The organism is Nocardia gipuzkoensis, assembly GCF_021183645.1.
In the GTDB taxonomy this organism is placed as follows: Bacteria; Actinomycetota; Actinomycetes; order Mycobacteriales; family Mycobacteriaceae; genus Nocardia; species Nocardia abscessus.
Map to the genome: position 1 here is coordinate 7891254 of NZ_CP089225.1, position 19978 is coordinate 7911231.

18 protein-coding genes and 1 riboswitch are annotated in these 19978 nt (G+C 69.7%); of the genes, 9 read left to right on the forward strand and 9 right to left on the reverse strand.

Annotation, left to right across the window (positions count from 1 at the left end; translation table 11 throughout):
• Positions 1–60: 60 nt before the first annotated feature.
• From LTT66_RS35965 to LTT66_RS35985, 6 genes are all read left to right on the forward strand, one after another.
• A complete protein-coding gene (locus LTT66_RS35965) occupies positions 61–1203 on the forward strand; it encodes an acyl-CoA dehydrogenase family protein (protein WP_233062905.1) in 1143 nt (380 codons plus the stop codon).
• 119 nt (positions 1204–1322) lie between these two features.
• Positions 1323–1859 carry a DM13 domain-containing protein gene (locus LTT66_RS35970; protein ID WP_233062906.1) on the forward strand — a complete coding sequence of 179 codons (537 nt, stop codon included), beginning with the start codon at positions 1323–1325 and terminating at the stop codon, positions 1857–1859.
• Between the two features lie 130 nt (positions 1860–1989).
• Positions 1990–2118, forward strand: a complete 129-nt coding sequence (locus LTT66_RS37180; RefSeq protein WP_269821989.1) for a hypothetical protein — start codon at positions 1990–1992, stop codon at positions 2116–2118.
• 54 nt (positions 2119–2172) lie between these two features.
• Positions 2173–2718 carry an HNH endonuclease gene (locus tag LTT66_RS35975; RefSeq protein WP_408638712.1) on the forward strand — a complete coding sequence of 182 codons (546 nt, stop codon included), beginning with the start codon at positions 2173–2175 and terminating at the stop codon, positions 2716–2718.
• 28 nt (positions 2719–2746) lie between these two features.
• Complete coding sequence (locus tag LTT66_RS35980) at positions 2747–3019, forward strand: WhiB family transcriptional regulator (protein WP_233062908.1); 273 nt, start codon at positions 2747–2749, stop codon at positions 3017–3019.
• 105 nt (positions 3020–3124) lie between these two features.
• Positions 3125–4789 (forward strand): VWA domain-containing protein, encoded by a 1665-nt coding sequence (locus LTT66_RS35985; protein ID WP_233062910.1) that lies wholly within the window; start codon positions 3125–3127, stop codon positions 4787–4789.
• Positions 4790–4964: 175 nt separating this feature from the next.
• Here the strand turns inward: LTT66_RS35985 and gcvP are convergent, their stop codons facing one another.
• From gcvP to LTT66_RS36025, 8 genes are all read right to left on the reverse strand, one after another.
• Positions 4965–7775: an aminomethyl-transferring glycine dehydrogenase gene (gene gcvP / locus LTT66_RS35990; protein ID WP_233062911.1), complete on the reverse strand. Its 2811-nt coding sequence runs from the start codon at positions 7773–7775 to the stop codon at positions 4965–4967.
• Between the two features lie 157 nt (positions 7776–7932).
• Positions 7933–8033: riboswitch (glycine riboswitch) on the reverse strand.
• Between the two features lie 101 nt (positions 8034–8134).
• Positions 8135–9487, reverse strand: a complete 1353-nt coding sequence (locus LTT66_RS35995) for a M14 family zinc carboxypeptidase (protein ID WP_233062912.1) — start codon at positions 9485–9487, stop codon at positions 8135–8137.
• Between the two features lie 140 nt (positions 9488–9627).
• The gene (locus LTT66_RS36000) at positions 9628–10185 is read right to left on the reverse strand and encodes a MerR family transcriptional regulator (RefSeq protein ID WP_039797830.1); all 558 of its coding nucleotides are present in this window, start codon (positions 10183–10185) and stop codon (positions 9628–9630) included.
• A 187-nt stretch (positions 10186–10372) separates the two neighbouring features.
• Positions 10373–10846, reverse strand: a complete 474-nt coding sequence (locus LTT66_RS36005) for a bifunctional nuclease family protein (RefSeq protein ID WP_040866482.1) — start codon at positions 10844–10846, stop codon at positions 10373–10375.
• Positions 10847–11004: 158 nt separating this feature from the next.
• A complete protein-coding gene (ftsR, locus tag LTT66_RS36010; RefSeq protein ID WP_181724168.1) occupies positions 11005–11808 on the reverse strand; it encodes a transcriptional regulator FtsR in 804 nt (267 codons plus the stop codon).
• A 94-nt stretch (positions 11809–11902) separates the two neighbouring features.
• The gene (gene odhI / locus LTT66_RS36015; protein WP_043690204.1) at positions 11903–12388 is read right to left on the reverse strand and encodes an oxoglutarate dehydrogenase inhibitor Odhl; all 486 of its coding nucleotides are present in this window, start codon (positions 12386–12388) and stop codon (positions 11903–11905) included.
• Positions 12389–12556: 168 nt separating this feature from the next.
• Positions 12557–12955, reverse strand: coding sequence for a glycine cleavage system protein GcvH (gcvH, locus tag LTT66_RS36020; RefSeq protein ID WP_181724167.1), 399 nt, complete (start codon positions 12953–12955; stop codon positions 12557–12559).
• Between the two features lie 42 nt (positions 12956–12997).
• A complete protein-coding gene (locus tag LTT66_RS36025; protein WP_408638713.1) occupies positions 12998–13645 on the reverse strand; it encodes a CDP-alcohol phosphatidyltransferase family protein in 648 nt (215 codons plus the stop codon).
• Between the two features lie 164 nt (positions 13646–13809).
• Between LTT66_RS36025 and LTT66_RS36030 the strand changes: the two genes are divergently transcribed.
• From LTT66_RS36030 to LTT66_RS36040, 3 genes are all read left to right on the forward strand, one after another.
• Positions 13810–15504 (forward strand): GMC oxidoreductase, encoded by a 1695-nt coding sequence (locus tag LTT66_RS36030; protein ID WP_233062913.1) that lies wholly within the window; start codon positions 13810–13812, stop codon positions 15502–15504.
• 45 nt (positions 15505–15549) lie between these two features.
• On the forward strand, positions 15550–16947 hold the full coding sequence (locus LTT66_RS36035; protein WP_233062914.1) for a DUF2252 domain-containing protein: 1398 nt from the start codon (positions 15550–15552) through the stop codon (positions 16945–16947).
• Positions 16948–17072: 125 nt separating this feature from the next.
• On the forward strand, positions 17073–17969 hold the full coding sequence (locus LTT66_RS36040) for a nuclease-related domain-containing protein (protein WP_195065731.1): 897 nt from the start codon (positions 17073–17075) through the stop codon (positions 17967–17969).
• Between the two features lie 25 nt (positions 17970–17994).
• Here the strand turns inward: LTT66_RS36040 and LTT66_RS36045 are convergent, their stop codons facing one another.
• Positions 17995–19947: an acyl-CoA dehydrogenase family protein gene (locus LTT66_RS36045; protein ID WP_233062915.1), complete on the reverse strand. Its 1953-nt coding sequence runs from the start codon at positions 19945–19947 to the stop codon at positions 17995–17997.
• Positions 19948–19978 lie beyond the last annotated feature (31 nt).

The following is a 19978-nucleotide window of genomic DNA, read 5'->3' on the forward strand; positions in this document are numbered from 1 at the left end:
GACCGGCGCGGTCCACTTTCTGCACTATCCGGTTATCGCGGCCGTTCCTAACTTCGAAACATGACCACTACAGCTCCTCACATCACCGACACCACCACCATCGACTGGATCGCCCGCGCTCGCCGCGTCGGCGAAGCCCTGCGTCCCGAGGTCGCGGCCGGGGACCGGTCCGGCGAGATCTCCCTCGCCGCCTTCGACCTGCTGCGCGAGAGCGGACTGTCCGCGGCGCTCGTCCCCGCCGATTTCGGCGGCGGCGGGGTCACCCACCGCGAAATGGGCGCGATCCTGCGCGAGCTCGGGCGCCACGATCCCTCCACCGCGGTCGCCTTCGCGATGCACACCCACCTGGTCGCCGCCCAGGTGTGGCGGCACAACCACGGCATCGACGCCGCCCCGCTGTTCGCCAAGGTGGTCGCGGGCGCGATCCTGGTCAGCACCGGCGCCTCCGACTGGGTCGGCTCCAACGGCCACGCCGAGCGGGTGGAGGGCGGTTACCGCGTGCACGCGCGCAAAGCGCCTGCCAGCGGATGCGAGGCGGGCACCGTCCTGGTGACCAGTGTGCGCTGGGACGACGCGCCGGACGGCCCGCAGGTGCTGCACTGCGCCATCCCGTTCGCCGCCGACGGCGTGCGAATCGAAAAGACTTGGGACACTATGGGTTTGCGGGCCAGCGGTTCCCACACCGTCGTGCTCGACGACGTATTCGTTCCCGACGCCGCGGTGTCACTCGCCCGCCCGGCGACCGTATGGCCGCCGCTGCTGAACGTCGTGCTCGGCGCGGCGATGCCGCTGGTGATGGCGGCCTACCTCGGCATCGCCGACGGCGCGGTCGACCTCGCCACCGCGCTGGCCGCGGGCCGGGCCGACGCGCCCACCGTTCAACTGGCCGGTGAGATGGCCACCGCGCACACCACCGCGAACGATCTCGTCGACGCCATGTTCAACGGATCGGAGAACCTGCACTTCGCCAACACCGATCAGTACGCGAGCCGGACGCTCAGCCGGAAGACCGCCGCGGCGGACGCGCTCGTGCACACCGTGCGCCTGGCCATCGAAACCGTCGGTGGGCTGGGCTACTCCCGCACCTGTGAACTGGAGATGCGCTACCGCGACGTGCACGGCTGCCTCTTCCACCCGTTGCCCCGGGCCAAGCAGACCCACTTCACCGGCCGGGTCCTGCTCGGGCAGTCGCCGATCGGATGACACCTGCCCGATCCGTTAACGCCGCCGCCGCTCGCCCCCATAATTCGATGGGGGCGAAAAGCCCTGCGCGGTGAACCGACCCGATCGCCGGTCACGCGACGACACTCGGAGGAGTAGCCATGGTGTCCGCACGCAGGATCGCCCGATCGCCGATCACCTGGACCGTCGCGGTGCTGCTGGTGGTGGCACTCGGCGCCGGACTGGCCGTGTTCCAGCCGTGGCGGCTGTTCACCGACACCACCGTGCAGGAGGCGGCGCCGTCGGCCGCCACGGCGCCCGGTCCGGGTGATACGGCGCCGCAGCCGCGCGCCATCGCAAAGGGCACGTTCGTCTCGCACGAGCACGTCACCACCGGCACCGTCGTCGTCCTGCGGCTGCCCGACGGCAATACCGTGCTGCGCTTGGAGAACCTCGACACCTCCGACGGCCCCGACCTGCACGTCTGGCTCACCGACGCGCCGGTGCGCGAAGGCCGCGACGGGTGGTTCGTCTTCGACGACGGGGCGCACACCGACCTGGGCAAGCTCAAGGGAAACCAGGGCAACCAGAACTACGCCGTGCCCGCCGACGCCGACCTCGCACAGCTGACCAGCGTCGCGATCTGGTGCGACCGGTTCAACGTCTCCTTCGGCGCCGCCGAACTGCGACCGGTCTGACCCCGCGCAACCCCCTGCCGAGCACCGCCGGAAAATGACCCGACAACGGCGGGTGCGCTGTGCCACCATGTGTTTCGACAACGATCACCGCCTCGAGGTGGTCGCCGAGCAATGGAGAGGAGGGGCGGCAGTGATTCCGGAGACGAAGCGAACGCAAGCCGAGACGGCGTGCTCGTCGGTCGCGGGCGATGCGTTCGGCAAGCCGATGCGCGCATCGCACGGCGAACCGGACGACAGCCGCCTCCAGGCCCTCGGCTGATCGCCGCCTTCCTCTCCTCCTTCGCTCGATTCCGCACGAAACGTGGTGATCCCCATGATGTTCCGCCGTGCCGCCGACCAGGCGGCGCTGACCGCCGACAACTGGATACACACCGGGGTCCTCGTCCTGAACGCCTCCTACGAGGCGCTCGACGAGATCAAGGCCGATCGGGCGGTGGTGCTGCTGGTCGCCGGAGCCGCGGAGTCGGTCGCCGACCGCGAACCACACTTCCCGATCCGGTCGCGGCACGTGGAAATCGCTCTGCCGCAGACGATTCGGTTGCTGCGCTACGTCTACCTGGAGCACACCGTGCTGGTGCACGACGAGAGCAGGGCCACGCTGGCGGGCGTGCTGCGCCGCGACAGGAACCGATGCGGCTACTGCGCGGGGTGGGCGCGCACCGTGGACCACATCCGGCCGCGGTCCCGGGGCGGGCCGAACACTTGGAGCAATCTCGTGGCCTGCTGCGCGCCGTGCAACTCGGCGAAGGCCGACCGCACCCCGGAGGAGGCGGGCATGCGCCTGCTCTGGGAGCCGAAGGCCCCCACCCATCAGGTCAGGCAGCAGCGCCGGATCTGGAAGCAACTGGCCGCCACCTGACCACGACCCGAGAAAGGAGAAGATCGCGATGACGCGCACCGAGACCACCGCCGTCGTGGAGTTGACCCTGGCCGACCTGCTCCCGCTCTCGGATTCCCGAGGGTGGCACCGGGCGGCCTGCCGCGGCGACCCGAACCACGAAGCCTGGTTCCCGTACCCGTCGCAGGACTTCGACTACGCACGAGAAGTCTGCGCGGGCTGCCCGATTCGGCAGGAGTGTGGCGACTTCGCCGCGCGCACCGGGCAGTCCGGCGTCTGGGGCGGGCACGAGTTCGACCGCGGACGAGTGATCCGCCACTGAGGTTCCGCCGCCGCGCCTTCCGGTGCGGCGGCGCGAGACCCCTTCCCCTGGTCAGGAGGAGCCTCCCCGAGTCCGGCCGGAGCCGGTGACCATACACTGGGGCGCGTGGGCACTCATCGCAGCGGAACCAGGTCCCGGGGCGTCAGCAAAGGTCCGGTTATCGCGGTGGTTGCCGTTGTGTTACTGGCCGCGATCGTCGTCGGCTGGTTCCAGCTGCGCGATCGGGCGGCGAATCAGGACAGCGCGGCGGCGGCCGAATGCGTGGAAGGGCCCGCGACGCTCTACGTGACCGCCGATCCGAGCATCGCCGCGCAGGTGCGGACCGCCGCCGACAGCTACAACGCCACCCAGCCGAAAGTGCGCGATCACTGCGCCAGGGTCGCGGTGAACGCGCAGCCCTCCTCGGCGATCGTCGCCGCGTTCACCAGCGGCAAGCCGTGGGATCAGGCGCTCGGCCCGCAGCCGGCGCTGTGGATCGCCGATTCGACCCGCTCGATCGAGTCCATGCGAGTGCCCGGCCTGATCGAGGGCACGCCGGTGTCCATCGCCGCGAGCCCGATCGTGCTCGCGGTGCCGGAGGAACTGCACCGTGCGCTGGAGCAGGCCGAGGTTTCCTGGGCGGATCTGCCGCGGTTGCAGCAGGGCTCGCTCGGCGAGATCGGGCTGAGCGGCTGGGGCGGGCTGCGGATGGCCCTGCCCTCGGGTGACGCCACGCTGGCCGCGGCCACGGCGGTCGGGTCCGCCGTCTCGGGCGCCGAGCCGCTCACCGAGCAGGCGGCGCGATCCGGCCAGGTGGTCGCCGCGATCTCCGGACTCGCCGCCGATGCCCCGGAGTCGTCCGGCGCGGCGGCCGCGCTGGCGGAGATCACGACACAGGACGCGCCGATGCATGCCATTGCGGCTACCGAACAGCAACTGAAAGGGCTGCCCGGCGTCCTCGGGTTCCGGCCCGCAGGCGCGGCGCCGGTGGCCGACTACCCGGCCGCGTTGATGTCCGGCGCTTGGGTGGACAAGACCCAGAACCTCATCGCCGGGCGGTTCACCGACTACCTGCGCAAGCCCGAGCAGGCGCAGGCCTTCGTCACGGCGGGCTTCGGCGGCGCGCCGCAGACCGCGGCCGCCGTCCCCTCGCGTGGCGCGCTGGACAAAGTACGCGACACGCTGGCGCATCCCGTGCTCGGCGTCCGGTCGACCGTCTTGGTCGACGTGTCGGCCTCGATGGGCACCGCCGAGGGCGCGACGACGCGACTGGCGAACGTCCTCGCCGCGCTGAACTCCACGATGACGGTCATGCCGCCCGACTTCGGTCTCGGGGTCTGGACCTTCGGCAAAAACCTCGACGGCAACACGCCCTACCGGGTGGCGGCCGCGACCGCCCCGCTCACCACCGACCAGCGTACGAAGATCAGTACCGCCCTGAGCTCGGTCCGCCCGGACGAGAACCGGTCCGACCAGGCCTATCCGTCCCTGATCGCGGCGTACAAGAGCGCGGTCACCGGGTACACGTCGGGCCGCACCAACTCGGTCCTGCTGATCACCGACGGACCCGACGACGATTCCACGGTCACCGGCCCCCAACTGGCCGCCGACATCACCGCGGCGATCGACCGCACCCGCCCGGTGCGCGTCGACGTGATCGTGCTCGGCGGCAGCGGCACACAGACACTCCAGGCACTGGCCCAGCAGACCGGCGGAAATTACACCCGCCTGGCCACCTCCGACGACATCAGATTCGGCTCCGCCTTGGTCAAGGCACTCACCACGCCATAGCCCCGACCATTCGGCATCGACCGGAGTATCGCTCTTCGCCCCGCCGGGTCGACTCGTAGTCGACGCACCCATCGACACCGCAATGGACGAGGCTGGGAGTCGATGCGGCGGGTGCGGCTGACCGGTCCTGGCGAACAGTGACGCGAAGAGAGCCGCCGCCGAGTGCGACCGGCATTCAGTCCGCGTACGCCTCCAAGGGAGGGCACGCGCACACCAGGTTCCGGTCACCGTAGGCGCCGTCGATCCGGCGCACCGGCGGCCACACCTTCGCCCTGGCGTGCCCGAGCCCACGAGGATAGACGGCGACTTCCCGGCTGTAGGGGTGCTCCCAGTCCCCCACCAGCGATGCGGCGGTGTGCGGCGCGCCGCGCAGCGGATTGTCGGTCACCGGCCACACGCCCGCGGCGACCTGGTCGATCTCCGCGCGGATCGCGATCATGGCTTCGATGAAATCGTCCAGCTCGGCGAGGTTCTCGCTCTCGGTGGGCTCCACCATCAACGTCCCCGCCACCGGGAAGCTCATGGTCGGCGCGTGGAATCCGTAGTCCGCCAGGCGTTTTGCCACGTCGTCTACGGTGACGCCGGTCTGTTTGGTGATCTCGCGCAGATCCAGGATGCACTCGTGCGCCACCATGCCGTGCTCGCCGGTGTAGAGCACGGGGAAGTACTCGTCCAGCCGCCGCGCGATGTAGTTCGCCGAAGCGATCGCCGACAGGGTGGCCCGGCGCAGGCCGTCGGCACCCATCATGCGGATGTAGGCCCAGGTGATCGGCAGGATCGACGCCGAACCGTACTTCGCGGCCGACACCGCGTGCGACCCCGCTTCCAGCGGATCGCCGGGCAGGTACCGCGCCAGGTGCGCGCGCACCGCGACCGGCCCGACGCCGGGCCCGCCGCCGCCGTGCGGGATGCAGAACGTCTTGTGCAGGTTCAGGTGGCTCACGTCGCCGCCGAACCGGCCCGGCCGGGCGAGGCCGACCAGGGCGTTCAGATTCGCGCCGTCCACGTAGACCTGGCCGCCCGCGTCGTGCACCAGCGCGCACAACTCGGCGATCTCGTGCTCGTAGACGCCGTGCGTGGACGGGTAGGTGATCATGATGCAGGCCAGGCGATCGGCGTGATCGGCGATCTTGGCGCGCAGGTCGTCCAGGTCGACATCGCCGTTGGCGCGGCACTTCACCACCTCGACGCGCAGCCCGGCCATCGCGGCCGACGCCGCGTTCGTGCCGTGCGCGCTGGACGGGATGAGGCAGGTGTCGCGGTGGGTGTCACCGCGGTCGAGGTGATACCGGCGGATCGCCAGCAGGCCGGCGTACTCACCCTGACTGCCCGCGTTCGGCTGCAGGCTCACCGAGTCGTAGCCGGTGATGTCCGCCAGCCAGCGTTCCAGGTCCGCGATCACCTTCAGCAGGCCGGGCGCGTCCTCGACCGGCGCGTAGGGATGCACGCGAGCGAAACCGGGCCAGGTGATGGCCTCCATCTCGGCGGTGGCGTTGAGCTTCATGGTGCAGGAGCCGAGCGGGATCATGCTGCGGTCCAGCGCGATGTCCTTGTCGGACAGCGAGCGCAGATACCGCAGCATCGCCGTCTCGGTGCGGTACTTCGTGAACGCGGGATGGTTCAGGAACCGCGAAGTACGATTCTCGATCGCCGCGACCGGCGCGGGCGTACCCCCTTCGGACGACACAGCGGTGCCGAAGGATTCGAGCACGGCCGCGACGTGCGCGCCGGTGGTCGCCTCGTCGCAGGCGATGCCGACATGGTCGGCGTCGACCAGGCGCAGGTTGATGCCGCGCGACTTCGCTTTCGCCACAACGGCTTCCGCACCGCCGGGCACATGCGCGAGCACCGTGTCGAAGAAACTGTCGTGCACCACGGCGCCGTCCAGCCCGGCCGCGATCGCCGCGGCGTGCCCGTGCACCCGGCGGGCGATCGCCCGCAATCCGTCGGCGCCGTGGTAAGAGGCGTACATCGCGGCGACGACGGCCAGCAGCACCTGCGCGGTGCAGATGTTGGAGGTCGCCTTCTCGCGACGGATGTGCTGCTCACGGGTCTGCAAGGCGAGCCGGTAGGCGACCGCGCCGTCCGCGTCCACCGAGACGCCGACCAGGCGGCCCGGTAGCTGGCGGGCCTGCGCCTGCCGCACGGCGAGGTACCCCGCGTGCGGGCCGCCGAAGCCGAGCGGCACGCCGAAGCGCTGGGTGGTGCCGAAGCACACGTCGGCGCCCTGCTCGCCGGGTGGCCTGATCAGCGTCATCGCCAGCAGGTCCGCGCCGACGGCGACCAGGGCCCCCCGCTCGTGCGCCGCGGCGATCAACTCGGTCAGGTCGACGACGCGCCCGGAAGCGCCGGGGACCTGCGCCAGCACACCGAAGAACTCCCCCTCGGGCAGCTCGCCGGTGGACAGATCCGCCTCCACGATCTCCAGGCCCAGCGGCTCGGCGCGGGTGTAGAGCACCGTCTTGGTCTGCGGGAACAGGTCGCTGTCGATGACCAGCCGGGCCGACTTGACCTTGCCCGCGCGCCGCAGCAGCGTCATCGCCTCGGCGGCGGCGGTGGCCTCGTCCAGCATGGACGCGTTGGCGACGTCCATGCCGGTCAGTTCCGACACCATGGTCTGGAAGTTCAGCAGCGCCTCGAGCCTGCCCTGGCTGATCTCGGGCTGATAGGGCGTGTAGGCGGTGTACCAGGCCGGGTTCTCCAGGAGGTTGCGCACCAGCACCGGCGGGGTCAGCGTGTCGTAGTAGCCGAGACCGATCATCGAGGTGGCCACGGTGTTGGACGCCCCCAGTTCGGCGAGCTCGGCGAGCACCTCGTGCTCGGTGCCCGCCGCGGGCAGCCCGGCCAAGCCGTCGCCATCCATGATGCTCGCGGGAAGCGCCCGGGCAGCCAGCTCATCGAGCGACGACACACCGGCGACGTCCAGGATCCGGGCCAGTTCCTCCCGGTCGGGTCCGATATGGCGGTCAGCGAATGAGCGAGTCACAACAGCTCCCAAGGTCGGGCGGGGTCGACCAGGTGGTCGACGGGTACCGGCCCTCCCCCTCTGTCGTGGCGCCTGAGAGATTCGGGTGCCGCGGCCGGTGGCCGAGACCCTTTCCCCATGGGCGGGCGGCTCGAAGCCACCGCTTTCCAGAGGCGCCGAAGCCCGCACGGTCCTGGTTGCCTGAGAGATTGACGGGGAGGTGCTGCTCCTTCGGCGCTCGGACTCTTTTCGAGACCGAGACTCTCCCGCACGGCGGCGACGCACCGTCAGTTTATGCCGACGCCACGCCGGAGCGCGCCATCGGACCCCGGGTGAGCACTGTCGTTCTGGTCACTCCGAGGACCGGGCGGGAATCACCGTCAGATGGCCAGCCCGGCGCGCAACCTCGTCGCGGCGAGCACGATCGACTCCGCTTGGATACCGACCAGGCGAGCCAGCGGCACCGCGACACCCGGCGCATTCTGTTCCACGTCGGCGCACCACCGATCGAAGATCGCGGCGAAGCGGTCGCGCTCGGCGGCCAGCACCTGCGCGGCGCCGCGACGGTATTCGTCCTCCAGCAACCGCAGCAGCATCCCGCCCAGCCGCAGGCGCAGCATGGCGGTCCAGTCGTACTGCTCTACGAAGATCTCGCCGCGCGTCGCGATCCGGTTCCGTTCCGGTACAGCCTGTCTGCTCACGGCGAGACCGGGCAACCCGGCGACCAGCGCACGCACCGACCGCTCGAACGGGCTGCGGCCGCTCAATCGCCCGTCGACGCGAGCGAGCACCTCGGAGGCGACCTCGGCCATGGCGTGATAGTCGGCGGCCGTGGCGTCGAGCAGGTCGCCGAGCACTCGGTCGCCCGCCGAGCCGTCGCCGATGCGCGAGTCGGCCCAGAGCGGCAATTCGCAGACCAGGATCGCCGTGCCGTAGCGCGCCGCGTAGTCCCGGCAGCCACCCCCGCCCAGGGCCGCGACCGAGTCCAGGCCTTGCGCCGCGAGCAGATCGGCCATCGCCTCGAACAGCGGCAGTTCGAAGACTCCCGGCGCCAGGGTGCGGGCGCCGGGGGCGTCGGGTTCGCCACGGTGGATCGGCACGTCGGCGGCGGCCAGACGGGCGGTCAGCGCCGACCAGTACTCGGGGTCGCCGCCGGAGGTGTAGAAGAACCCGCCGCCGAACTCCGCGTTGTGCAGCGAGGCGATCAGCGCGGGCCGGGTGCGGTCGATCAGCGACATCATCGCCTGCGTCTCCGGGAGCGGGACGCCGACCTGCCTGCCGCGCCACACGGTCGGGAAGCACCATTCCGGTTGCTCGGCGGCGGGCGGGCGGTAGAAGCCGCGCGCGACGCTCGTCCTGGTGTGCGGTCCGGCGAACCACCCTTCGTTCAACCGGGTGCCATCCGGGTCGACGCACAGCAGGAAGTGCCACGTAGCGCCCACGGTCGCCGCATCGTCCGCCGCCATCCGGCCGAGCAGGTGGCGGATCGTGGCCATGCCGATGGGCTCGTTCGGATGCGGATTACCGAACACCAGGATGTGCCGGTCGCCCGAGCCGACCGTCACCTCGCGAATCGGATCGCCGCCGCGCGACCGTCCGAGTTCGGTGACCGAGACCCGTTCGGAATGCTCGGCGGCCAGCGCGTCGGCGAACGCGTTGAGTTCGTCGACGGTCGGGAACGCGTCGATCCGGCCGATCGGCCCGACCAGGCCGGTGATGTCGCCTGTCTGCACGGCGCCCCCCCCTTTCGCCGCCGCCGCGGCCCTTCACCCGCCCCAGCGACGCTGTCACACACCACGGCCGGGGAGGCGACACGCCTTACCCGGCCGTGGAAGCGTTCTATTTCATTGTGTGCGGGCTGAATGTGCGATTGCTAGCCCGTCTTGCGGTTCATTCGCGCCTTCCGACGGAACGACAGCTCGTCCTCCGGACGTTCGGTGATCGCCGACGCGCGTTCGGCGGGGAAATTGGCGATGGCGCCGGTCAGTTCGCGCATGGCGCCGCTGACGGCGATTCCGAAGACGCCCTGTCCGCCCTGCAGTAAATCGACGACTTCCTCGGCCGAGGTGCACTCGTAGACCGAGGTGCCGTCGGAGAAGAGGGTGATCCCCGCCAGGTCCTGCACGCCGCGGCTGCGCAGATGATCGACGGCTATCCGGATGTTCTGCAGCGATATGCCCGCGTCGAGCAGCCGCTTGACGATCTTCAGGACCAGAATGTCCTTGAACGAGTACAGCCGCTGACTGCCCGACCCCGCGGCGCTCCGGATGGAGGGCACCACCAGACCGGTGCGCGCCCAGTAGTCGAGCTGCCGGTAGGTGATTCCGGCCACCTGGCACGCACTGGGAACGCGATAGCCGACCAGATCGTCAGGTACCGAATCGTCGGGGAACAGGCCTGGCTGTACCACATCCTGCGATTGCTCTGCCACTGACCACTCCCTTGCTTCGCCGACGCATTCCCAGCCTCATCGATGACCCGGCTCCGTCACCGACCGAATCGGTGCGGATTCGGCCGAAACGGACGTGGCCCAACTGTCGAGATTACTCCCCACGATTGTCCAGGGAGCGACGTCATCGAGCCAAACGCGACGCGCGGTAAAAGTCTCGACCTCTACTTCAGCTGTCGGTCGCCTTGAAGTCGTCCGGGGACACCGACTCGAGAAACTCCTTGAACTTCTCCACCTCGTCCTCGCGCTCGTCCGGCATCACCAGTCCGGCTTCCTCGAGAACGGACTCCTCGGCATGGATCGGGCAACCGACCCGCAAGGCGATCGCAACCGAATCCGACGGCCGCGCGGAGATCCGCAGATCGTTCTCGAACACCAGATCCGCGTAGAAGGTGCCCTCCTGCAGATCCACGATCCTGACCTCCTTGAGGGTGTGCCCCAGCTCGGTGATCAGGATCTTGATGAGGTCGTGTGTCAGCGGGCGTATCGGGGTCACCCCCTCCTGCTCGAGGACGATCGCAGTCGCCTCGGCTTGCCCGATCCAGATGGGGAGATACCGGTCGCCCGCCACTTCGCGGAGCAACAGCACGGGCTGGTTCTGTGGCTGCTCGACACGGATGCCGATCACGCGCATTTCGCTCATCGCACTGCCTCCCATACTCGCCGCCGGCCCGGCATGACCGCCGCAGAGCTCGCCGTACCACGAGTCTAGGCGAACCCGCACCGGTCCAGCGATCCGTCTGCACAGCCGAAATCACCGTGTTGGCTCGGCGAAACCTCGGGACGCGAGGCCGCCGGGGGTCAACCCCCCAGCGAACCCCGGACCGAGGACTTCACCAGACAGGTGTGCAGGGTCAGCGACAGCGCGGCCAGTTCGCGCACCGTCTCCTCGGCACGGGCGCGGGCGCCGGCGTCGCGGCTCTTCGCGATCGGGGCGACGATCTGCGCCACGAGCGCGGCCTCCCGGTCGGCGGCGAGCTTGAACGCACGCAGATGCCGTGCCTCCAAACCGAATTCGGCCATCGCCCGCGCGGTCTTGGCCAGCGTGACCGCGTCGGCGTCGAAATACCCCGCCGGGCCGGGCGTGATCAGGTTGGCCCTGATCAGGTCGGTGAGGAACCTCTCGTCGATCCCGGCCTGGTCGAGCAGATCGGCCCGGGTGACCCGGATTTCGTGATCGAACCGCAGATCATCCGGAGAGACCTCGCTCGGCACGACGCCGAGCCTACGAGGCGCGGCCACCGGGCGCCCGCCACGTTCGGAACCCGGCACGGCCTGCTCGGCATCCGGCGCACCCGGACCCGGCTCCGGCGCCCCGGACCGGACGGAGTGCGCTCGGGCGCGGGCTTCCCGCACGCCGAGCGTCGCCGCACCGCTATCGATTGCCTCGAGCTGTTCCTTGATCACCTTCAGCGGCAGGTACTGGTCGCGTTGCGCGGTCAGCACGAACCGGAGCCGCTCGACATCCGCCACGGAGAATCTGCGGTAGCCCGAAGGGGTCCGCTCCGGCCGGATCAGGCCCTCCGCTTCCAGGAAGCGGATCTTGGAGATGGTGACGTCGGGAAAGTCGGGGCGCAGCAGGTCGAGCACGGATCCGATCGACATTCCTCCGCGTGCCCACTGCGCCGCACCGGTCACAGCGCCAGGTCCTTCATGACTCAGAGCCTTTCATGAGGGGTACAACCCAGCGCCGACGCTGTCATAGACTCCCCGCGCCCGCCGACGAGTCGGTGACCTGGGCGCGCGGTCCGGTGAGGAACACCAACCGGAACTTGCCGATCTGCACTTCGTCGCCGTTCTGCAGTTCCGAGGAGTCCACCGGCTCCCGGTTCACGTACGTGCCGTTCAGGCTGCCCACATCGACGACCTGGAACGAGTCGTCGTCCTGACGGAACTCGGCGTGCCGACGGCTGACGGTGACGTCGTCGAGAAAGATGTCACTGTCGGGGTGCCGCCCCGCCGAGGTGGTCGGCTGATCCAGCAGGAACCGCGACCCCGCGTTCGGGCCACGCTTGACGACCAGGAGGGCCGCGCCAACGGGCAGACCCTCGACCCCTTGGACCGGCTGCTCGCCGGTCGGCTCTCCGGAGCGCGACGCGTCGACCTCGTTCAGGAAATCCGCGCGGAAGACCGACGTCGTCTCGGCCGCGGTCTCCCCGTAACCCGGGTCTTTGTTCTCGCTCACCGTTTCTCTCCTCCTCGAACCTGATTATCCATGCAAGCAGGTGATGCCTCTGGCACCACGACCTGCCGTCGAGTCTCTAGATTCCCGGCACAACCGCCGGGTGCATCTGTTGGCATTGACCGTACCCTGCCGGGCCGCACCCGTGCAGGTAGAACTGGGAAGGCTGCTTCAGCCCCCGATAACTCCTTGATAACCTGCGGCATCCAGCAGTTCACCGAGTGTCACGTCGAGGCTCGCCGCGTCGCTCACCTCCAACTCGAACAGCCACCCGTCACCATAGGGGTCGGTGTTCAACGTCTCCGGCTCCGAGTTCAGCATGTCGTTCACCGCAACGATTTTCGCGCTCAGCGGCGCGTAGATGTCGGACACGCTCTTGGTCGACTCCACCTCCGCGATGCTGTCCGCGGCGGCCACTTCCGCGTCCGTCTCGGGCAGCTGCACGAACACAACGTCACCGAGTTGAGACTGGGCGTAGTCGGTGATGCCCACCCGAACCCGGGTCGGGGCGATCCGGCGTACCCACTCGTGCTCCTCGGTGTAGCGCAGATCCTCGGGGGTCTGGGTCACAGGCCGTCCTTTCTTTTGAACGTTGCACGCAAACTCTATCGGCTACGCGGTCCGATGCCGCACAGCCGGTATCGCTCTTGCGACCGCGATGGCTCTGCCGGTATAGAGCACGCCCGTCCACACGTACACCGCCGTTCCCCAGATCAGGAATGCGCCGCCGAAGGCACGCCCGAAACCGGCGGCCGCCCAGTCCATCTGCCCGGCCAGCAGCCAGGGCAGCGCGGACATCAGCGCGAAGGTGGCGGCCTTGCCCAGGTAGATCACCTCCGGCGGGGGCAGGTCGCGGCGTTTGTACACCGACAGCGTCGCGGTGAGCACGAGGTCGCGCCCGACCAGGATCGCCGCCACCCACCACGGGATCAGGCCCCGGATCACGAAGGCCGCCAGCGTCGTGACCAGAAAGAGCCGGTCGACGAAGGGGTCGAGCAGCGCCCCCAGCCGCGAGGACTGATCCAGCAGCCGCGCGAGCTTGCCGTCCAGGAAGTCGGTGACGCCGCTGGCGATCAGGAGCGCGAACGCCCAGCCATCGGCCCGCTCGATCAGCAGCAACCACAGGAAGAGCGGAACGCCCAGCAGGCGCAGCACGCTCAGCACGTTGGGCACGGTCAGGACGCGATCGGCGAAGACGCCGCGTACTCCGCCGCGGTTGGCGCGTTCCTCGGGTTGCGCTGTGCCCGGTTCGGTTGTCACGACCCGTGCATACCCCACCGAACCCGGTGCCCGCCATCTCCACGCACGGTTTTTCCGGATATCGGCGCGGCGCGCGCGTGCGAGGATGGTTTCCGCCACAACGCGGCGGTGACAGAATGATTAAAAAAGTTTCTCACCGTATGGCCGGTGAGCGAGAGGAAGTCATGTCCGCATACGACTACGACGTGGTGGTGATCGGCTCGGGCTTCGGCGGTAGCGTCAGCGCCCTGCGGCTCACCGAGAAGGGCTACCGGGTCGGCGTCCTCGAGGCAGGCCGCCGGTGGGATCCCGAGGACATCCCGCGCACGAATTGGAATGTGCGCAAATCGATCTGGGCGCCTCGCCTGGGTCTGACCGGACCGCAGCGGATCAGTCTGCTCGGCAAGTGCGCCGTGTTCTCCGGCGCGGGTGTGGGCGGCGGCTCGCTCATCTACGGGAACACGCTCTACGAACCCCTGCCGAACTTCTACACCGACCGCCAGTGGGCGCACATCACCGACTGGCGCGCGGAACTGGCGCCGTTCTACGACCAGGCCAAGCGCATGCTCGGTGTGGCGCCCAACCCGCGCACGACACCGGCCGACGAGGTGATCCGGGAGATCGCCGAGGATCTCGGTGTGGCCGACACCTACCATCCCACCGACGTCGGCGTGTTCTTCAACGAGAGCGATCCGGGCACGGAGGTCGACGACCCGTACTTCGGTGGGGCGGGTCCCCGCCGCACCGGCTGCGTGCACTGCGCGCGCTGCTTCACCGGCTGCCCGCACAACGCCAAGAACACCACCACCACGAACTATCTCTATCTGGCCGAGCAGGCGGGCGCGCAGGTCCACCCGCTGACCACGGCCACCGCCGTGCGGCCGCTGCCCGGCGGCGGGTACGCCGTCGACACCCAGCGGTCCGACCGCTGGATCCGCAAGCAACCCAGGACCTTCACCGCCGGGCAGGTGGTGTTCGCGGGCGCCGCGCTCGGCACCCAGAAGTTGCTGCACAAGATGCGCGACGACGGCGTGCTGCCGCACCTGTCGCCCCGGCTGGGCGAACTGACCCGGAGCAACTCCGAAGCCATCCTCAACGTCGTCAGCCGCGCGCGCCGCGATTTCGCCGAAGGCATCGCGATCACCTCCTCCATCCATCCGGAGGCCGACACCCATGTCGAGGTGTGCCACTACGGCAAGGGGCAGAACGCGCTGTTCCCGATGTCGGTGCCGATCGTGGACGGCGGCGCGTTCCGTTTCCTGCGCTTCCTGCTGGCGATCGTGCTGCACCCGCTGGTGTTCCTGCGCAGTCTCGACGCACGGCACGCGTCGGAGAAGTCGGTGATCCTGCTGATCATGCAGTCGCTGGACAACTCGCTGACCTCGTTCCGCAGCCGGGGGCGCCTGCGCACCAGGCAGGGCACCGGCGAGCCGAACCCCACCTGGATCCCGCTGGCCCACGACATCGGGCGGCGATTCGGCGCGAAGGTCGACGGCGACACCCACGGGCTGATCATGGACGTGTTCGACATCCCGGCCACGGCCCACTACATCGGCGGCTGCGTGATCGGCGACAGCCCGCGGACCGGCGTGGTCGACCCCTATCAGCGGGTCTACGGACATCCCGGCCTGCACGTGGCGGACGGCTCGGCGGTGACCGCCAACCTCGGCGTGAACCCGTCGCTGACGATCGCCGCGCAGGCCGAGCGCGCGATGGCGTTCTGGCCCAACCGCGACGACCCCGACACCAGGCCTGAGCTGGGGTCGGCCTACCGGCGCATCGCGCCGGTCGCCCCGGCGCGCCCGGCGGTGCCCGCGGCGGCGCCCGGCGCGCTGCGGCTGCCGATCGAGCCCGCGCCGCCCCGCGTCCCGATGGACTGAATCCGACGCCACACCGCCACGGGCCACCGGCTAGCGTGAGCCGTTGTGTCAGACAGTGGTATCGACCTGCGCTCCTACGTGCCGGCGGAGCAGGTCCGGGACCGAGGCCGCGCGCTGCGTCAGCGGACCCCGGTCATCGCCAGGGACCGGGAAGCGACCAGCGTGCGGCGTCCGGGCGTGCTCGACTTCGCCGCCGCGAGCAACGCGGGCCGGCTCCCGCACCTGATACCGCTGCGGATCGGGCGGATGATCGCCTCGCCGTTCACGTTCTACCGGGGCGCGGCGGGCTTGATGGCAGCCGATCTGGCGGGTGGCCCGGACAGTGGGCTCACCGCCCAGCTCTGCGGTGACGCGCACCCGGCGAACTTCGGTCTGTACGGCACGGCGCGCGGCGAGATCATCATGGACATCAACGATTTCGACGAGACCGTGCCCGGACCGTGGGAATGGGATCTGGAGCGCCTCGCGGCCGGCCTCGTCCTGGCCGGACGCGAGGCGGGCGCCGGCGAGGACGAGTGCCGCACCGCGGCGCGGGACGCCGCACGCTCCTACCGCCTGGCCGTCGACGCGCTGGCCGCGATGCCGTTCATGTCGTCCTGGAGCGCCCTGCCGGACGAGTCGGTGATCACCCAGGCCAAGGCCGACGCGCTGCTCGACGACTTCCAGAAGGCGGCCAAGAAAGCGCGTAAGAACACCAGTGCCAAAGTGGTGGCGAAGTGGACCGAGCACCTCGAGGACCACCAGACCGGCATCCGCAGGCACCGATTCGTCAGCGACCCGCCGATCCTCACCGCCGTGGACGAGCGGGCCGCGGAGGCGGTGATCGATGGGCTGGAGCGCTACACCGACACCCTGCACGGGTCGCGGCGCAACCTGCTGGCCCGGTTCGCGGTGTCCGACATCGCGTTCCGGATCGTCGGGACCGGCAGCGTGGGGCTGCACAGCTACCTGGCACTGCTGCACGGCAACGACGGCGAGTCGCTGGTCCTGCAGGTGAAGCAGGCCGCTCCCGCGGCACTGGCCCCGTTCCTGCCGACGCGCGCCGTGCCGCACGAGGGTGAGCGAATCGTCGAGGGCGCCAGACTCGTCCAATCCGAAGCGGACATCCTGCTCGGCTGGACGTCCCTCGATCCGGTCGGCGACGGCGCCGAATTGCCCTTCATCGTCCGGCAATTCCGCAATCTGAAGGGCAGCATCGATCCCGCGGAACTGCCCGCGAGCGACCTGGACGACTACGGAAGGCTCGCGGGCGCGTTGCTGGCCCGGGCTCATTCCCGCTCCCTGGACCCGCGGCTGCTGTCCGGTTATCTGGACGGCGACGAGCGCTTCGACGAGGCGGTGGCCGCGTTCGCGGTGCGCTACGCCGACCGCACCGAGGCCGACCACGCGGAGCTGCTGGCGGCCGTGCGGGCGGGCCGGATCGACGCCGAGGAACCGGAGTAGCGCGTCCGCACGCGGCCACGCCGCCGTGGGACCGACACGCCGCCGGTCGGCGTGCGCGCGGCGAATCCGTTGCGGCACCTCGTATCCTGTGCACTGTCGAGTGTCGACGTGAAGGGTGGTCGCCCATGCTCGTGCGAGTCCAGAACGCCGCAGGCACCAATGCCGAGCGCGCGCTGATCGATTGGCTGCGCACCTGGAAGGATCCCGATAGTCCGCATGGTGTCGCGACGATCACCTGCAGCCTGTTCCACAAGGACCGGCTGCACCAGTTCGACGCCGTGATCTGGACACCGACCAGCTGTGTGGTGATCGAGGCCGACGCGCTCGTCGCCCGCCAGGACGGTGTGCTCGAGGTCCCGCTGAACGGCGAGTGGACCGTCAACGGAGAGCCGGTCGCGACCGAGAGCCGCGACCGCCGCACACCGCTGGACAAGTCGCGCGAGCACACCTTCGCGTTGCAGGAATGGCTGGCCGCTCGTGGTCTCGGGCAGCGCGTCGTGCACGGCGTCGCACTGGTGGTCCCGTTGCCCGGCGCCCAGCTCCAGCTCGAACAGCGCTGGGCTGATCCGAGTTTCGACGTGATCATCGGCGACGGGCCCGGCAGGCTCCGGCACTATTTCGACGCCCTCGCGGGGGAGGAGAAGTTCCTCTGGACGGCCAACGACGTGGCGGTCGCGTTCCGCGGTCTCGGCATCCTGCCCTACCTTCCGGCTCCGCAGGATCTGCTCAACGAGGGCTTTCTCGGCCCGATCGACATCACGCTGTGGCACGGCGGCCCGAACCAGGCGCAGGCCGAGGCCTACGCGGAGGAGCTCGCGCAGGCCGAGCGGGACGCGCAGGCCTCGGCCTTCGCCGTCCGGGCGCCGTGGTACAGCCCGTGGAAGCTGTATCCGCGGGAGCGCGGTGACCTCGACTTCGGCCGCGCGGTGATGCGCACTGTCCTGGCGATCGGGATGGTCGTCGCCTTCGTCTGGTTCTTGTGGTTCGTGGTCACCGCGATCACCGCGTACGGGCCGGGCTGATCGGCCCCGAACGAGCCCCGCGCCGCTACGACGGCACCGAGATCGGCTGGGCCCGGTCGAAGACGCTCGCGTCGTCGAGCATGGCCGCGCGCAGCATCGACTCCGGCACGCCCATGGCCTCGACCAAGGTCAGCGCGTGCGGACGCAGCCGGTCGACCAGCTCGTTCACACCGCGACGGATGGCCTTCGCGCGCTCCACCGACATGAACCGATGCATGATGTACCAGGCCTGGTTCTCCTCGATGGTGGTGTAGACGAACAGGTCGCACATCCAGTCGGCCAGTTCCCTGGCCTCCGGATCCTCGATGTCGGCGATGCCCTCGATGAACGCCTCGAGGACGAGGCGGTCGATATGCGCCGCGCCCGCGGCCAGGATGTGGTCCTGGGCGTTGTTGAACGCCTCGAACGGCCCGGTGTCCTCGGCCCTGGCGCGCAGCCGGTGCGCCGCGGTCCGGACCAGGTAGTCCTCGCGGTCGGCGAACAACTGCAACTGCACCGCCCGGCGCGAGAGGTCGCCCTCCTCGATGGGATCGTCCCCGCGGTCCTTCAGGTTCTGGATCAGCTGACGCACGCCCGACCGCTTGCGTACCACGTCACCGGCCATGGTCGCGGCGAAGCGCACCCAGCCCAGCGCGTCCAGGTCGCGCACCTCGTCGGCGTAGGCGGTGAGCAGTTCCTTGGCCACCAGCTGGGTGAGCACGACGTTGTCGCCCTCGAAGGTGGTGAACACGTCGGTGTCCGCCTTCAACGTGACCAGGCGGTTCTCCGTCAGATACCCCGCGCCGCCGCATGCTTCGCGACATTCCTGGATGGCGCGGGTGGCGTGCCTGGTCTGCGCGACCTTCAGGCCCGCGGCGCGCTTCTCCAGCGCGCGCTGCGCGCCCGCCTCCAAGTCTTGGCCGGTCTGCACCAGGTGCATCCGGCGTACCAGGTCGTTCTGTGCGAAGGCGAGGGCGTAGGACTTCGCGACCAGGGGCAGCAACCGGCGCTGATGGCTGCGGTAGTCCAGCAGCACGGTCTCCACACCGGTGTCCGGGTCGGAGAACTGGCGTCGCCGCAGTGCGTAGCGGACCGCGATGCTCAGCGCGACCCGCGCGCCTGCCGCCGCGGCGCCGCCGACGCTGACCCGGCCGCGCACCAGAGTGCCGAGCGTGGTGAAGAATCGACGGCTGGGATTCTCGATCTCCGAGCTGTAGGTGCCGTCCGGCGCGACGTCGGCGTACCGGTTGAGCAGGTTCTCCCTGGGCACGCGCACGTGATCGAAGACGATGCGCCCGTTGTCCACGCCGGGCAGACCGCCTTTGAGACCGTCGTCGTAGGTCGTCACGCCGGGCAGGTCGGCGCCGTTCTCGTCGCGGATCGGCACCAGCAGGCAGTGCACGCCCCGGTTCTCGCCGCCGGTGATCAGCTGGGCGAAGACCGCGGCCATCCTGGCGTGCTCGGCCGCGCCGCCGATGTAGTCCTTGCGCGCCGATGGCGTCGGGGAGTGCACCACGAATTCCTGGGTCTGCGGATCGTAGGTCGCGGTGGTCTCGAGATTCGCGACGTCGCTGCCGTGCCCGGACTCGGTCATGGCGAAGCAGCCGAGCAGGTCCAGCGAGATCAACCGCTCGATGTACGCCCGGTGCCGCTCGGTGCCGAGGTTCTCCACCGCGCCGCCGAACAGGCCCCACTGCACGCCCGATTTCACCCACAGCGACAGGTCCGCGTACGCCAGCATCTCCAGGCTGACCACCGCCGCCCCCGGCTCGCTGGTCCCGCCGTTCTCCCGGCGGAAACCGCGCTCGGCGAACCCCATCGTGGCGATCGCCTTCATCTGTTCGAGCACCCGGGCCCGAGCCGCCTTGTAGTCCAGGTGGGGATCGGCGGTGAGCTCCTCCCCCGCCAGCAGCGTCCGGGCTTCGTCCCGGACGGCCGCCCAGGGTCCGTCGAGTGCCGCGCGTAGGTGGTCCGCCGTCGTTGCCGTGCCGCTAGTCATGTCTCGACGATAGCCCGGTAGACCGGCGGCA